This window comes from Alkalibacillus almallahensis, assembly GCF_011761495.1.
GTDB classification, from domain to species: domain Bacteria; phylum Bacillota; class Bacilli; order Bacillales; family Alkalibacillaceae; genus Alkalibacillus; species Alkalibacillus almallahensis.
In genome coordinates this window covers 30,004-44,196 of sequence record NZ_JAASRU010000001.1, presented here as the reverse complement: position 1 = coordinate 44,196, position 14,193 = coordinate 30,004, and the positions used below count along the sequence as shown (strand labels likewise).

Sequence of the window (14,193 nt, the reverse complement as noted above, 5' to 3'; positions counted from 1 at the left end):
TTAGTTAATGGGTTGTTGATTTATTTCTCAACAACCTCTTTTCCGTTGTAATGACCACATTCTGCACATACGTGGTGAGGTTTTGCATATTCACCACAATTTTGGCATTCTACCATACCTGGTAAATGTAGTTTTTTGTGCGTACGACGTTGGCGTTTTACTTTACTTGATGTTTTGCGCTTAGGTACTGCCATGTTCTACACCTCCTTAATCAGTCCGTTTTAGGATCGATTGAATTATTCATCATCTTCAAAATATTGTTTTAGGGATGAGAGTCTAGGATCTACTTTCTTTTGTTGTTCTGATTCTTTCTCTTGCTCGAATTTCTTTTGCTGCATCGCTTCTTTTTCTAGATATTCATCTTCACCTAGAACAGTAAATCCTTCTTGCTCATCAACAACATCCTCGATTTTAGTACCTTCACTAAAAACGCGAATGGGAACTTCCAATAAAATATTTTCCTTGATATAAGGCGTTAAGTCAAGGACTTCACGGTCAACGAAAAAGATTTCATCATCTTTTGAGGCTTTATATTCCACCTGAGTGAATTGTTCATATGCTTCAACCGTAAAAGGATAAGGCACATCAACTAATGTCCTTGCACATGGCAAGATCATTTCACCAGTAATGTTTATTCGGAACGTAAAAATACCTTGATTTAGTGTAGCTTCAACCGAAACATCAACTGATCCAATCCGGCGAATATCATTATCGAAATCCTCTAACTCACTAACATCAACCGTTTCCGTAATTGTGTACGGCGTATGTGCCACAATTTTTTGTAATGCAATATTCATTATAATCACCTCAAGGCAACAAGAGTTATTTTAAAAGGTATTCAGCCTTTTGTCAATATTTTTTCTTAACACCATCTTAAATCATACATTTTTATATAATTTATATTCATCATACCATATCGCCCTTGTTTTTTGAGCGATTTATTTCTACGATAGACTTAATGATAATAAAAAGGATGAGTCTAAATGAAAGCATGTGGCCTGATCGTTGAATATAACCCATTTCATAACGGACATTTATATCATCAGGAAGCTTCTCGCACGAAAACAAATGCAGAAATTACCGTAGCAGTCATGAGTAGTTCTTTCTTACAACGTGGAGAACCAGGCATTATTGATAAATTCTCTCGTACCCAAGCAGCCCTTAAGCATGGTGTTGATGTTGTAGTCGAACTCCCGTTTATCTATGCCGTTCAATATGCTGACCTTTTTGCTCACGGAGCTGTCTCGATTTTAAATGCATTAGGTGTCGATTATCTTTGCTTCGGAAGTGAATCTGGAGATATTACGGAATTCACCGAGAATTACGATTATTTTAATGAACACGAAGACCTGTTCAATGAAATACGACAAAACCATTTGAATGAAGGCCAATCTTTTCCTCAAGCTAGCACCAAAGCCTATGAAGCAATTGGTTTACGCGATGGAAAACTTGATTTAGGTCAACCGAATAACATTCTTGGATTTAGCTATGTAAAAGCAATCCGTCATCTGAATAGTTATATTCAACCCGAAACCATCACTCGTACTAAAAGTCATTATCACGACGAGACCATCGATTATTCCATCGCTTCAGCAACAAGTATTCGTAAAGACTTGTTTAATGAAGGAGAATTATCCGATTTATCAAAAAAGGCATTACCTGACGAGACCATCAACCAATTGATTACCTATCAGCAGACAAGTGGATTATGGCATGAATGGGAACTATATTTTCCACACCTTCAATTACTTGTTCAAACGCATTCTCATGAGCAGTTACGTCATATTCACGGTATGATTGAAGGATTGGAATATCGTCTTAAACAAACAGTTAACCAAGCAAATAATTTTCAAGATTGGATGGAACGATTAAAAACGAAACGTTATACATGGACACGTCTTCAAAGAATGTTTGTCCACTTATTAACAAACACAACTAAAACAGAAGTTGATCAATACAAAGAAAGAAAAGAACCACCTTATATACGTTTACTTGGTATGAGTTCAATGGGTCGCGAATGGATTAATTTACGCAAAAAATCATTAGATGTTCCACTCATATCAAACCTTCAGCAATTAAACGATCCACTCTTAAACATAGAAGAACGTGCAACTGATGCCTATTATAGTCCTATACCCCCTCATAAAAGATATTCATTAAAGCGGCAAGAAATTAAAGGGCCGATTATCACTTAAGTGATGATTACTAATATAAGATAAAACTCTAACGATCCTCCATGAACGTTAGAGTTTTATTAATAACTTATTTTTTACTTATTCCATAGATTCTAAATAATCAACAGCGTCTTGGAAATTGTCTACCGGCACAACGTCAAACGACGCATCTATTTCTTCTGCAGTCTTTTGCGCTACTTCATAATTTGATCCTTCACTTCCATTTTCATTAGGTGCAAAGAACAAATCAGCATTATCTTTCTCTGCGGCAACAACTTTCTTATCAATACCACCAATCGATCCTACTTGACCATTATAATCTATAGTACCTGTACCAACGATATTTAATCCGTTAGTCAAATTTTCATCCGTCAATTGATCATAAACTTCTAAAGCAAACATTAACCCGGCGCTTGGTCCTCCGATTTGACCACTTTCATACTCAACTTCTGGTTCAACAGACACATCACGGTCGGTCACTAGCGAAACACCCATCCCTGGTCGATCAGGATCTTGAGGTAACGGCGCCAGTTCTACACTCACGTTCAATTCCTCTTCATCTCTTAAAAGTGTTACATCTATGGTATCTCCCATACCAAATGAGGATGTTCGTTCAATTATATCATTTGTTGATTCAATTTCTTGACCATTAATAGCGATAATTTCATCACCTGGTTCAATCACATCATTTGCTGGCATATCAGGTAAAACTCCTGCTACAAATGTGCCATTATAATTGATTGTGATATCAGCATCGGCCGCTTCATAGGCAACGACTGTTGCGGCTTCTTGTGAACTCTCCATATAATGTAATTGAGTTTCCATATATTCTTCTTGACTAATACCTTCTGGTCGCACCTCTTCAAGATCAACAATGTCATAATGATCTTGTAACATAGCCCACCCATAATAAATAGGTGTGGCTTGACCACCACGAACTGTCACTAAATTAAATTGCCCTTCACTTCTTTCTGTTCCTTCGATTTCAACAACATCCGTCAATGATGTCGTATCTCCTGGTTGGTATATATAATAATCCAGCTTATAAAACGAAAGAAACGCAGCTACTGCAATAGTTAAGACTAAGATTACTAAATGTTTTCTGTTAAATCCCATCATTTATTGGTTCCAACCTTTCATCAGCGTTTGAATTTCTGTTATCCGTCTTTCCGCTTCTTCTTCTCCTTTTTGTAAGATTTCTGCAGTGTTTGAATAATTTCGCGAGCTAAACGGATAAACTTCTGGTCGCATGACAATATCTGCATCGATCATCATATGATCCGTAATATCATCTTGCATTATATCAATACTTTGCATGATGACATCATAAATTGATTGAATGTCTCCATTTGCTTCAAATTTAGAGCAATCCACAGCTATGACAATATCTGCCCCCATATCACGAACAACTGATATAGGAACACGGTCAATAACTCCACCATCAACAAGAAACTGATCATTTATCTTTTCTGGCACAAAAACTCCTGGAATGGAAATACTCGCGCGTACAGCAGATGCAGCATCCCCGTCGCGAAAAACCACTTTTTCTCCCGTGTATAAATCTGTTGCGACGATTGACATCGGAATCGTAAACTCTTCTATAGTTTTTTTATATGTAAATAGTCGAATATACGATTTGATTCTTTCACCTTGTAATAACCCCATTCTTGGTACTGAAACGTCCATGAAGTATTTGCGTTTAAATGTTAAAGCCAATTTATATAAATCATCGACATTTTGTCCGGCTGCATAAAAAGCTCCTACTAAGGCACCCATACTACTTCCAGCAATATAATCAATCGGAATTTTATGCTCTCTTAATTTCTTTATGACACCGAGATGAGAGAACCCTCTCGCCCCGCCAGAACCTAATGCTAAACCAATCGTTGGTCGTGTCATTCTTAACACCTCTTCTAGACAATGAGCCCCTAGCATATATATAGACAAGTCACAGTTACAAGTGCTCTATTAATGCATATTTTACTACGCTCCAACTTATTCGTACAGTTAGAATGCAAGGAGGCAACAAACTTGTTCAAATTTGCCACATTCTATTATGCCTTGATTGTCTTATTCTTTGCAATTGCTATGATTCTTTTTCCTGATCAAACATACGAAGCTTCCATTCGAGGACTTACGTTATGGACTGAAATTGTGTTCCCATCATTACTACCTTTTTTTATCATAGCAGAATTATTACTAGCCTTTGGTGTCGTTAGGCTGATTGGAATATTATTAGAACCACTCATGCGCCCTCTGTTTAACTTACCTGGTGCTGGTGGTGTTGCTATTGCGATGGGTCTTGTAAGCGGTTATCCATCCGGTGCCAAAATTGCGACGCGTTTATATGAAGAAAAAGCCATATCGACTATAGAAGCAGAAAGATTAATTGCTTTTACGAATGCTTCCAACCCTTTATTTATCTTTGGCGCAGTTGCAGTAGGATTCTTTCATAATCCTACGTTAGGATGGCTTATTGCGATTAGTCATTACGGGGCTAGTCTATTAGTTGGTGTATGCATGCGTTTTTATCTTCGTCATTCGGACACTAAAAGCGAGAAATCCAATCAACAGTCATCATCGAAGCTTGGAGAAAAAATCAAACACATGTTATCCACCCCACAACCACAACAACAAAAACCACTCGGCCAACATCTTGGAGATGCTGTCTATTCTTCAGTCAAAACGTTGGTCATGATCGGTGGATTTATTATACTTTTTTCCGTCATTAATAAATTGTTATTTTTATCTGGTGTTTCTGAATGGCTAAGTTCTATTTTAGAAAAAGGGCTTCAATTTATTTCTCAACCTGGAGAATTAGCACTTCCCATTATTAGTGGACTATTTGAAATTACTTTAGGGGCACAAATGGTTGCACAAACGGACGAAGCCACTTTATTTGTACAAGTCATCTTTGTTAGTTTATTACTAGCTTTCAATGGACTATCCATTCATTCACAAGTCGCCAGTATCATTGCCAACACTGAGATTCGTTACAAACCCTACCTGATTGGACGTCTATTACATATGGTATGGGCGGTTATACTTGTGCTACTCTTATACCAACCTATTTATTTAGATCGTCAAACATCTAATCCACAAGACGTTCCGGTCGACACGTCTAAAACAGCTGACCATTGGGTTATTAACCTCTTGAATGATATCCAAACATTTGGCCCCTTAATTACTAGTTTAACTATATTGGCGACAGTCTGGTTGATGATAAAAAATATGACCCAACGTACTACATGACGTTGGGTCATTGATTAAGCTTTGTATTTTTCGATCAAAGCTTTTTCAACAGGTTCTGGCACAAGTTCTGATACGTCAGAATGGTATCGAGCGGCTTCTTTCACCATACTTGAGCTTAAAAATGAATATTTGTTATTGGTCATCATAAATAACGTCTCTACTTCCTCATTTAAATGACGGTTCATTGAAGTTATTTGCATTTCATATTCAAAATCACTGACCGCACGCAACCCTCTTAGAATAGCTGTTGCATCCTTTTCATCAGCGTAATCTACTAATAATCCATGACTAACATCAACCGAAACATTGCTAAGATCTTTGGTCGCTTCACGAATCAATTGAAGTCGCTCCTCTATTGAGAATAAAGGTGATTTTGATTGATTATTAAAGACAGCTACGATCACATGATCAAACACTTCAGAACCTCTTCTAATAATGTCTAAATGACCGTTAGTAATGGGGTCAAAACTTCCTGGGCAAATGGCTGTTTTATACATTAGTATCCTCCTGTTTCTCATAACGATAGACCGTAACGGCGATTGTATTGCTATATTTATCGTAATGTTCTTTTTCAAATAAAGCTTGGCTTTCTGGTAATGTATCATTTGGATCATGTTCACAAATAATCATGGCATCAACATTTAACACTTTATGATCTATAAGCGCTTCGAATAATTTATCAAATGACACTTTCCCATAAGGGGGATCAAGAAAAACATAATCAAATTGTCTGTCTTGTTTACCGGCTGCTTTTATCGCACGAAATGCATCCTGGCGAAACACATCATAATTCTGATCAACTTTAAGTGTCTTTAAATTGTTGTGAATCGTTTTTACAGCTGCACTCTGAGCATCAACAAACACGACATGTTCAGCGCCTCTACTTAATGCCTCAATCCCTAAGCCACCGCTTCCTGCAAACAAGTCTAAAACTTGTCCACCATCAAAAAAAGGACCAATTCGATGAAATAAAGATTCTTTGACTTTATCAGTAGTAGGTCGTGTACTCATTCCCGGTACCGCTTTCAAATTTCTTCCTTTATATTTTCCTGATATGACTCGCATGGCCTCACCAACTTTTTTGTTCATCTCAGTAATATCTTTATAGAAGTATAGCGAAATGTCAATGTTACAACAGAAATTTGCTTAAAAATGTATAGCTTTTCTTGAAATGGCCATACTGATAACAAGAGCGGTATTGAGGAATCCGTTCTAGATTCGGAGAAGTCTTATCATTCCCCATAAGACCTTCTTCCGGTTTCTCCTCTCCCTTTTTGTGCTCTTTGTTAACGCAAAGAGATTGTGGCTCTTTTTCAAACATTTGAAAAAGAGCCGTTTTTTTATTCAAGTCGTATCTCTTCGCTATTCTCTTCAAATGTTCGGTTAAATATTTCACTAAGTAAACTTATACTGACATAAAATGACTCATCTGTTTCAAACCATGCTGATTGATCAACTTGGAAACGAGTATCATCAATCATGTAAACAGAGCGATCCAAGTAAAAGCGGTACTCCTTTTCATCAGACTCCACGAACCACTCATTTCGTTGATCAATAGAGAAACCATAAAGATCAAAAGCAGTCATAAAATTATTCATCTTCATATAGACTTGTTCATTTTTCCGCTTCAAGTCATAGTCAACTTGCTCACCATTGATATACAACGACCTTGTTTCATCACCAAACAACGAAACAAAAGACTCACTTGAATCATTTAACTCGAAAAATTGCGTCTGATACCCTAATAAACCTGATAACAATTGATCTAGGAGTTTAATAAGCGAACCTTGATTCATATCTAAACTCATAAGTCGCTGAAATAGCTTACTCTGTTCTTCATTAGTTAATGTTTCTGTTAAAGCATTAACAAGTGGCTGATCAACGTCTTGTTGATAAAATAAATTTGTTAATGTTTGAATAACTTTCTGGTCTCGCTCAACATCAGTTGAAACAGATTGCAAATAACTTTCAAACATTTTTTCAGTAGAATTATTTAAGTTGCTTACAATAACCAAATGATCTGTAATCACTTTTTCTAAATTAGGATTAACAATTAACAGTTGATCATGCGACTGATTAAATGTCTTTTGTAAGGTTTGTAATTTTTTCTGAGAAATAGCTTCATACGATAAGATATTTAAACGGTTCAATCGTTCTTGATAGCTCACAGGCTCTTTTAATTTGATTAACGGTGGTTCTACAGAATCTTCAAATTGCCATTCATAATAATGAATATTATTTCGCTCACTATCTAGCACAGGCGGCCTGATACTATGCCATTGCCCTTGTTTCTTCCCTGATAAGGTCATTCGGATGTTTCGCGAATTTTGATCACGTTTCTCTGGATCTAATTTTACGAGCCAATCATTTATGTAATAAACAGATGGAACAATCGTTGTTTTAGCAACTTGATATTCTAAAGTATAGGCCCCTTGTGAATTCACAATCAACTCATCATTTTCAACCTGACACTGTTTTTCTAAACAAGATATAGAATTAACCTGGCCTGGAAGACTTATTGGGATTTGCATTTGTGATAAAGAGTCCAATTGATGTTCGATCATCAATGTCTCATCAGTCTCGGTTACTCTCACTGTTTCATCAATGACTAAATCTTTTTCGGGAGTAGATTCTTGGAATGACGACCAGTGATAGCCCCCTAACAAAACGCTTGTCACTGTTAAAAACACTATTATACTCATGACTGTCCGCATGTATACAATCACCTGTAGCTTTTGACTTCATCTAGCATATAACGTTCATTTTATCAAATTCGACTCAATCAGACTATGATTTCACAAAACAAAGACAACATGCTACATTAAACCTGTATCAAAAGGAGGAACAGAAAATTGACACAACATATAATAAAATTAGGTGAAGGCTATGGTGACGTTTATGAATTAATCACGTTAATTAATTCAATGCCTGACCGCGTCCAACATTTATTAGTACTACACACCACAAAAGATGATCAGGATAAGATTTCGTTTGCCGCTATTATGAAACCTACAAGTCAAGCTCACTTCTTGCCAATATACGTGTGCTTAGAAGGTATGCCTAAGCCTCAAGAAGGTCAAAGCCACGCTCGATACGAAGCATTTAATGAATCTGCAAAGCAAATCGGAATCAATCTAATAGAATTTGACGTACCACCTTCAACCAAATATCATGATGAATCTTTATTCTTTCAACAACTCATTGCCGTCTTCAGATTAAACCACTTACTGCCACCGATTTGAACACAAAAAAAGGGTGATTGTTAGTACAATCACCCACTTTTATAGTAACTTTCCATTTCAGCTTCAAGGTCATGCGTTTTATTCAACATCCCTTGATAAGCCGTATCTATATCTGGTTTATGAGAACGTTCAACAGATTTTACAAAAGATAATTCATTTAACTCATCCTCTATATCTTCTAAATCTTCTTGGTTCACATATAACACAGCATATTTCAGACGCTTTGACGTATAAATTAAATGACCATAACGACGTAATTTTTTAGCTTGCTTAATATGTTTAAACCAGATGATTAAACCCTGTCGCTTTGTGAACAATCAAGATTCCCCCATTTCACCTAAGAGGCTTCACAGCCGCAATCACCGCCGCTGCCACAACCGCAACTATCTCCCGTGTCTTTCAATGCAACACCATCACGTGGAGCTTTAATGTTCGGACTTACAGCACCAGCTACAATTTCTGATACATCATCTAAAAATGATTGTAATTGCGTCTCTTTTTGTTTGAATTCTGCCACAGTATCATGCATATCCAAATCACGTTTTACTTCTCGTATTTCTTTCATAATTTTGGTGTAATCTGGATGATAACGGCCAAAACGTTGCACATCTTCATAATCATCTTTCATTTGTTGAAAGTTATTCATGAGTCTTTGTGCCTCAGGGTCACCATATAATTGTTGTTTGTGTTGCTGATATATCTCATAGTCTTCCGATTGCTTAATCATTTCACCAAGCTTTTCTGCTTGTTCTAATACTTCTATAACTTCCGTGTTCGCTAACATCTACACACCTCCATACCATCATCATAACAAATATTATTCAGAAAAACCAATATCCTTTAAAATGGAAATCGTTTTTTGTCCGGACCTTTCTTCATTTGTTTAAATTGATCTGATAAGTGTTCTATTTGAGCTAAAGCTCCCATTAATTGATTAACATTCTTTTCAACTTGATCAATATCAATTTCTGAAATCTTTTTTAAGACGTTTTGTATATAATCACTATTACTTTGACGTGTCTCTGTTTTTGTTGCGCCAAACTGCTTCCAAAAGCCTTCTTCTTCCCCTTTTTCTTTCCATAAATTAAACAACGTTTGCCAAGTATAATGCCCTTGTCGAACTAAATTTATAAGCTCTGGTCTCGTTTCAACAAATTGCTTAAATTGATGCAGTTCTGGTGGTAAATGAACCGGTGACATACAGTTACCTCCTTATATCCTCTTTATGGTATATTACGACATACAACCTAATTGAGTTCATAAAGAACCACCCGATTTGATAAAATTGTTACAACTCAATGGAATTTAGGGATTAATAATTGATAAATTGTTGATTTCATAATATGATGAATTTGATGAGAAGAATTTAGAAGAGGTGACCATAATGGAAATTACAAAGTTCTCAATTGATGAGACTGTTGTTAAACAGCAACCGTTAACCCATGTTTTAGAACAAAACGGCTTCGTTCTTGCTGGTCAATGGGATTATGAACGTGCCACATATGATTTGAAAATTGAATCACCTGAAAAAAATATTACTTATTATCTAAGATTGCGTGGAATTGCAATTGAGGGTGATGTTGACAAAGGAACTGCTTTAATTCAGTTACTACCACCACTCCTTGGAAAGCATTATTATCCACATGGTGTAGAATACGGTGATGAAGATTTTCCTAATAACGTCATTGACCGTAGTGAACGAGTTTTAAGCAAAGTAGAAGAAGATTTACAACAGTTCAAAGAAGAACAATCACAACAATAGTAATTAAAAGGTGACCAAATAGTCTATTTGGTCACCTTTCCCTCATAAGTCTCCATTTTTTATTCAAACGGCTTCAATAATCAGAATTTTGAGTCAAACAAGCATAAATTCTACTTTACTATGTTATAATCATTCTATAAATGTATGAAAGGAGACACTATTCCCATTGTTTAAATATTTATCTAAAAAACAGTGGACGTTGATCTTCTTGGCTATCATAGCGATCATCGTCGGTTACTTTATTTTACCTATTTCAATTCCACTTATATTAGCTCTTTTTACAGCTCTTTTATTAAATCCTGGCGTGAGCTGGTTCATGAACCGACTTAATTTAAAACGAACGATGGCGGTTACCATTGTCTTCTTTATCTTCTTAACTGTCACTGCGACAATTGGTACATATACGGTTACGAAGACAATTGGCCAAGTCGTGAAACTAACTGAAAACGCTCCTGAATATATCGAAGAAGTCGAAGATATGTTGATCGATATGCAAGATAATATTAATGCATTTACGGAAGATTGGCCTAACCAATTCGTTCAAGAAGTTGAACAAACTTCGATTCAGCATTTACAATCCGTAGAGCAACAAATCATGGATTATGTTGAAATAGATCAGGTAGCACAATTCATTCTTAATATACCCGACTTCTTAATCAGTTTTATCGTCTATCTTATTGCACTTTTCTTATTCATGTTGGATTTACCTACTCTCCGAACGAAAATGTATAATTTGATGACAGACGAAACTCAAGAAAAGTTTAAATTCATGAATAACCGACTGGCCTATGTACTTCTTGGCTTCTTTAAAGCTCAATTTTTAGTCAGTTTAATTATCTTTTCTGTTACGCTTGTAGCATTAATATTTATAACGCCTGAAATTGCGCTTTTGATGTCAATTATTATTTGGGCTGTAGACCTGATACCGATTATAGGGTCTATTATAATCTTAGGTCCTTGGTCCATTTATATGTTCCTAGCTGGTGACACACTAATGGGAATTCAACTTGGAGTCTTAGCGATTGTACTGCTCGCGATTCGACGTACTGTTGAACCTAAAGTGATGGGGCATCATATTGGCTTAAAACCATTACCAACACTCATCGCTATGTATATCGGACTACAATTAATAGGCATCCTCGGATTCTTTATCGGTCCAATTGTGGTTATCATTTTCAATTCGGCTCGTGAGGCAGGAATTATAAAATGGCGTGTGAAGATCTAAATAAAGCTCCCTTTTAAGGTAAATCATTACCTAAAAGGGAGCTTGTTTATTAACCACCAAAAATTGCTCGAAATAAGCTTGTACTATGGCCGCTATCATATAAAACATATAATAATAAATAAACCATAACGCCTGTAATTGCTGTGAAAAACCAGATAATTGCAGTTACTGGACCTATTTTTCTATGCTTACTGATACGGCGTTTGAAAGCTAAATAAAGCGTTACAATCCCAAAAGCAGCACCTGTTGTCGCTAAGATAATATGAAACACTAGGAAACTCGTGTAATAAATTTGCATATCATCTGGACCGCCAAATGTCTGATTCCCGAGGAAAATTGTCCTTGAAACATATAGTATAAAGAATGTTAAGGCGGAAATCGCTGCAGCAATCATCGTTCGTTTATGAGCAGTTGCTTTACCATTCGCAATTAACACCCAACCAATCGCGACTAAGATGGCACTCAATACAATAAAAACGGTACTAATGGTTGGTAAAAACGGCATTCATTGTCATCCTCTCTCTACAGTTGCTTGTTGTTCTAAATCTTGCGGGAGCGGGTCAATTCCTCTTTGATTTTCACTTTGGAACCAGTTATAGAAAAGACGAGCTAAAATTCCGCCATACAATAATTCTTGTGAAACTTTCATGATAATACCAGCTGCTTGTTGGTCGCTAACAAGTTCCATATTTAAGAACACTTGTGGTCCACCGAGGTTCATGCCACTTAATACACTTGGTGGTACACAAAGTGCTAATGCTTGCATAAAGGCGTCTGGCTGAGAATACGTCGCATACAACGGTGTATCAGCGAAAATAATTAATGCACAAGCAGGTGTTAACAACATGCCAGCACCAAATATATACAACAGTTTAAATAAAGGCTTGATTTCCACTCTCTTTTCTAATGGGCCAAAGATCGGCCACCACATAAACAAAGCAAAAACTAATAAAAGGATGGTAACAGCCCAGTGTACAGTGATATGAGACTTAGTAAAATCTAGAATTAACGGTATATGATAGATCGAAAATAATAAATTAAACATCACTAAAGCCATTAGCGGGCGTGTAAACAGCGATAAAACATGTCTAAGCCCAGAAGCATTAAATACCTTGCTCCACCACTCTTTTGGAATACCTTTAATGATTAAAATCGGCGTTAGCAAGTATAAGATAGCCATCTGTCCCATGTGAGCCATCAACATAATATGTGACATCAAATAAACCGGCGATCCTTTTACAAGATAGAAAATAGCTAATGCTGAATACATTGATATTTTCTGTTTTTTAGTCGGTGCTTCTGATAATCCCGCTTTATGTTTTAATGGTCCGGTAAATAAATAATACAGAATCACTAACGTAAGCGTGATTATAATTATTTCTGGATTCCATAGGGCTTGGAATCCAAAAATTTGTATTTTATCCCACATAATCTTCACCTCTGAAGTCTAGTTATCACATCATTTACCTTCAGTATACATGATAACATCTTCACACTCGACTAATTCCATTAACGTTAATAAAATTGTTGAATTTGCCAACACATATTTAAAGCCTAAAAGAGTGTCATCTCTTTTAGGCTTTAAATCAATCCTCAATTTTTCATTTTCGGATCGAGTGCATCACGTAAACCGTCACCGATTAAATTAAATCCAAGCACCACAAGCATAATTGACACACCAGGGAAAATCAAAGTCCACGGCGCTAATTGAATAAAATCTCTTGAATCAGATAACATTTTCCCCCACTCAGGTGTAGGAGGTTGTGCACCTAAACCTAAAAACCCTAATGCAGCTGCTTCTAATATAGCTGTCCCGAATCCAAGTGTTGCCTGAACAATAATCGGCGCTAAACTGTTCGGCAAAATATGATGAAGTAATATTCGACCTCTTTTCATCCCCTGTGCCTTGGCGGCCAAAATAAATTCTTCTTCCCTTAAACTGATTACCTTAGAACGAACGAGTCGACCAAAGATGGGAATATTTATAATAGCAATAGCGATTAAGGCATTTGTTAAAGATGCTCCTAAAATAGCCACAACCGCAATCGCTAGTAAAATACTAGGAAAAGCAAGTAAAATATCAAAAATTCTTGAAATTAACATATCCACCCAGCGCCCAAAGTAACCTGATATAATCCCTAATAAAGTACCAAACACTAAGGCCCCAGTCACAGCTGTAAAGCCTGTGATTAATGAAATTCTTGCCCCATAGGCTAGTCTTGTAAAAATATCACGACCTATATCATCTGTTCCTAGCCAATGATCAGCCGAAGGGGGTTGCAACCGATTGATAGGGTCATCCCCATCAAATTCATATGGTGATACAAATGGCGCAACAAATCCTAAAATAATAAAAAAGAGAACGAGTAAAAAACCGGTAATAGCTAGAGGACTTTTTCTTAATTGTTTTAAAGCATCTTTCCATGGTGATATCGCTTCGACATCCTCTTCTTCTTGATAAGGGTTGGGGTTATATACTTGTGACTCGTCTTCTAATTGTTCGCGCTGTTCTTCACTTGTCTTCATAATAACTAACCC

At 36.4% G+C, this 14,193-nt stretch carries 19 protein-coding genes; 5 read left to right on the top strand and 14 right to left on the bottom strand.

The window, feature by feature from the left end:
• Positions 1 to 20: 20 nt before the first annotated feature.
• Entirely contained in the window at positions 21 to 194 is a 174-nt protein-coding gene (rpmF, locus tag FHR85_RS00245) for a 50S ribosomal protein L32 (protein WP_167259855.1), read from the bottom strand.
• Positions 195 to 236: 42 nt separating this feature from the next.
• The gene (locus FHR85_RS00240) at positions 237 to 797 is read right to left on the bottom strand and encodes a YceD family protein (protein WP_167259853.1); all 561 of its coding nucleotides are present in this window, start codon (positions 795 to 797) and stop codon (positions 237 to 239) included.
• A gap of 186 nt (positions 798 to 983) precedes the next feature.
• On the opposite strand from FHR85_RS00240, the gene FHR85_RS00235 reads away from it, so the two are divergent.
• Positions 984 to 2,195 carry a nucleotidyltransferase gene (locus FHR85_RS00235; protein ID WP_167259851.1) on the top strand — a complete coding sequence of 404 codons (1,212 nt, stop codon included), beginning with the start codon at positions 984 to 986 and terminating at the stop codon, positions 2,193 to 2,195.
• 78 nt (positions 2,196 to 2,273) lie between these two features.
• On the opposite strand, the gene FHR85_RS00230 is transcribed toward FHR85_RS00235, so the two are convergent.
• On the bottom strand, positions 2,274 to 3,293 hold the full coding sequence (locus FHR85_RS00230; protein WP_341770907.1) for a SepM family pheromone-processing serine protease: 1,020 nt from the start codon (positions 3,291 to 3,293) through the stop codon (positions 2,274 to 2,276).
• Positions 3,294 to 4,082, bottom strand: a complete 789-nt coding sequence (locus tag FHR85_RS00225; RefSeq protein ID WP_341770917.1) for a patatin-like phospholipase family protein — start codon at positions 4,080 to 4,082, stop codon at positions 3,294 to 3,296.
• 123 nt (positions 4,083 to 4,205) lie between these two features.
• On the opposite strand from FHR85_RS00225, the gene ylbJ reads away from it, so the two are divergent.
• Complete coding sequence (ylbJ, locus tag FHR85_RS00220) at positions 4,206 to 5,426, top strand: sporulation integral membrane protein YlbJ (protein ID WP_243864115.1); 1,221 nt, start codon at positions 4,206 to 4,208, stop codon at positions 5,424 to 5,426.
• Between the two features lie 14 nt (positions 5,427 to 5,440).
• Here the strand turns inward: ylbJ and coaD are convergent, their stop codons facing one another.
• From coaD to FHR85_RS00200, 4 genes are read right to left on the bottom strand one after another with little or no spacing between them, the layout of a single operon-like run.
• On the bottom strand, positions 5,441 to 5,923 hold the full coding sequence (gene coaD, locus FHR85_RS00215) for a pantetheine-phosphate adenylyltransferase (protein ID WP_167259845.1): 483 nt from the start codon (positions 5,921 to 5,923) through the stop codon (positions 5,441 to 5,443).
• Complete coding sequence (gene rsmD / locus FHR85_RS00210) at positions 5,916 to 6,515, bottom strand: 16S rRNA (guanine(966)-N(2))-methyltransferase RsmD (RefSeq protein ID WP_167259843.1); 600 nt, start codon at positions 6,513 to 6,515, stop codon at positions 5,916 to 5,918. The genes coaD and rsmD overlap by 8 nt, the downstream gene beginning before the upstream one ends.
• Positions 6,516 to 6,555: 40 nt before the next feature.
• Positions 6,556 to 6,774 (bottom strand): hypothetical protein, encoded by a 219-nt coding sequence (locus FHR85_RS00205; RefSeq protein ID WP_167259841.1) that lies wholly within the window; start codon positions 6,772 to 6,774, stop codon positions 6,556 to 6,558.
• Positions 6,767 to 8,140 (bottom strand): hypothetical protein, encoded by a 1,374-nt coding sequence (locus tag FHR85_RS00200; protein ID WP_167259839.1) that lies wholly within the window; start codon positions 8,138 to 8,140, stop codon positions 6,767 to 6,769. Before FHR85_RS00200 ends, FHR85_RS00205 begins: the two co-directional genes overlap by 8 nt.
• Positions 8,141 to 8,278: 138 nt before the next feature.
• Between FHR85_RS00200 and FHR85_RS00195 the strand changes: the two genes are divergently transcribed.
• A complete protein-coding gene (locus FHR85_RS00195) occupies positions 8,279 to 8,668 on the top strand; it encodes a DUF7147 family protein (RefSeq protein ID WP_167259837.1) in 390 nt (129 codons plus the stop codon).
• Positions 8,669 to 8,697: 29 nt separating this feature from the next.
• Here the strand turns inward: FHR85_RS00195 and FHR85_RS00190 are convergent, their stop codons facing one another.
• From FHR85_RS00190 to ylbD, 3 genes are read right to left on the bottom strand one after another with little or no spacing between them, the layout of a single operon-like run.
• The gene (locus FHR85_RS00190) at positions 8,698 to 8,985 is read right to left on the bottom strand and encodes a YlbG family protein (RefSeq protein ID WP_167259835.1); all 288 of its coding nucleotides are present in this window, start codon (positions 8,983 to 8,985) and stop codon (positions 8,698 to 8,700) included.
• A 20-nt stretch (positions 8,986 to 9,005) separates the two neighbouring features.
• Positions 9,006 to 9,452 (bottom strand): YlbF/YmcA family competence regulator, encoded by a 447-nt coding sequence (locus tag FHR85_RS00185; protein ID WP_167259833.1) that lies wholly within the window; start codon positions 9,450 to 9,452, stop codon positions 9,006 to 9,008.
• A gap of 56 nt (positions 9,453 to 9,508) precedes the next feature.
• On the bottom strand, positions 9,509 to 9,868 hold the full coding sequence (gene ylbD, locus FHR85_RS00180) for a spore coat protein YlbD (protein WP_167259831.1): 360 nt from the start codon (positions 9,866 to 9,868) through the stop codon (positions 9,509 to 9,511).
• A 184-nt stretch (positions 9,869 to 10,052) separates the two neighbouring features.
• On the opposite strand from ylbD, the gene FHR85_RS00175 reads away from it, so the two are divergent.
• Both FHR85_RS00175 and ytvI read left to right on the top strand, forming a co-directional pair.
• Positions 10,053 to 10,430, top strand: a complete 378-nt coding sequence (locus FHR85_RS00175) for a YugN family protein (protein ID WP_167259829.1) — start codon at positions 10,053 to 10,055, stop codon at positions 10,428 to 10,430.
• 166 nt (positions 10,431 to 10,596) lie between these two features.
• Positions 10,597 to 11,655: a sporulation integral membrane protein YtvI gene (gene ytvI, locus FHR85_RS00170; RefSeq protein WP_167259827.1), complete on the top strand. Its 1,059-nt coding sequence runs from the start codon at positions 10,597 to 10,599 to the stop codon at positions 11,653 to 11,655.
• A 49-nt stretch (positions 11,656 to 11,704) separates the two neighbouring features.
• On the opposite strand, the gene FHR85_RS00165 is transcribed toward ytvI, so the two are convergent.
• The 3 genes from FHR85_RS00165 to FHR85_RS00155 all read right to left on the bottom strand — a co-directional run bounded on the left by FHR85_RS00165 (position 11,705) and on the right by FHR85_RS00155 (position 14,181).
• Positions 11,705 to 12,160, bottom strand: a complete 456-nt coding sequence (locus FHR85_RS00165) for a DUF420 domain-containing protein (protein WP_167259824.1) — start codon at positions 12,158 to 12,160, stop codon at positions 11,705 to 11,707.
• A gap of 6 nt (positions 12,161 to 12,166) precedes the next feature.
• A complete protein-coding gene (ctaG, locus tag FHR85_RS00160; RefSeq protein ID WP_167259822.1) occupies positions 12,167 to 13,084 on the bottom strand; it encodes a cytochrome c oxidase assembly factor CtaG in 918 nt (305 codons plus the stop codon).
• Positions 13,085 to 13,248: 164 nt separating this feature from the next.
• Positions 13,249 to 14,181 carry an ABC transporter permease gene (locus FHR85_RS00155; protein ID WP_167259820.1) on the bottom strand — a complete coding sequence of 311 codons (933 nt, stop codon included), beginning with the start codon at positions 14,179 to 14,181 and terminating at the stop codon, positions 13,249 to 13,251.
• Between the last annotated feature and the right edge of the window lie 12 nt (positions 14,182 to 14,193).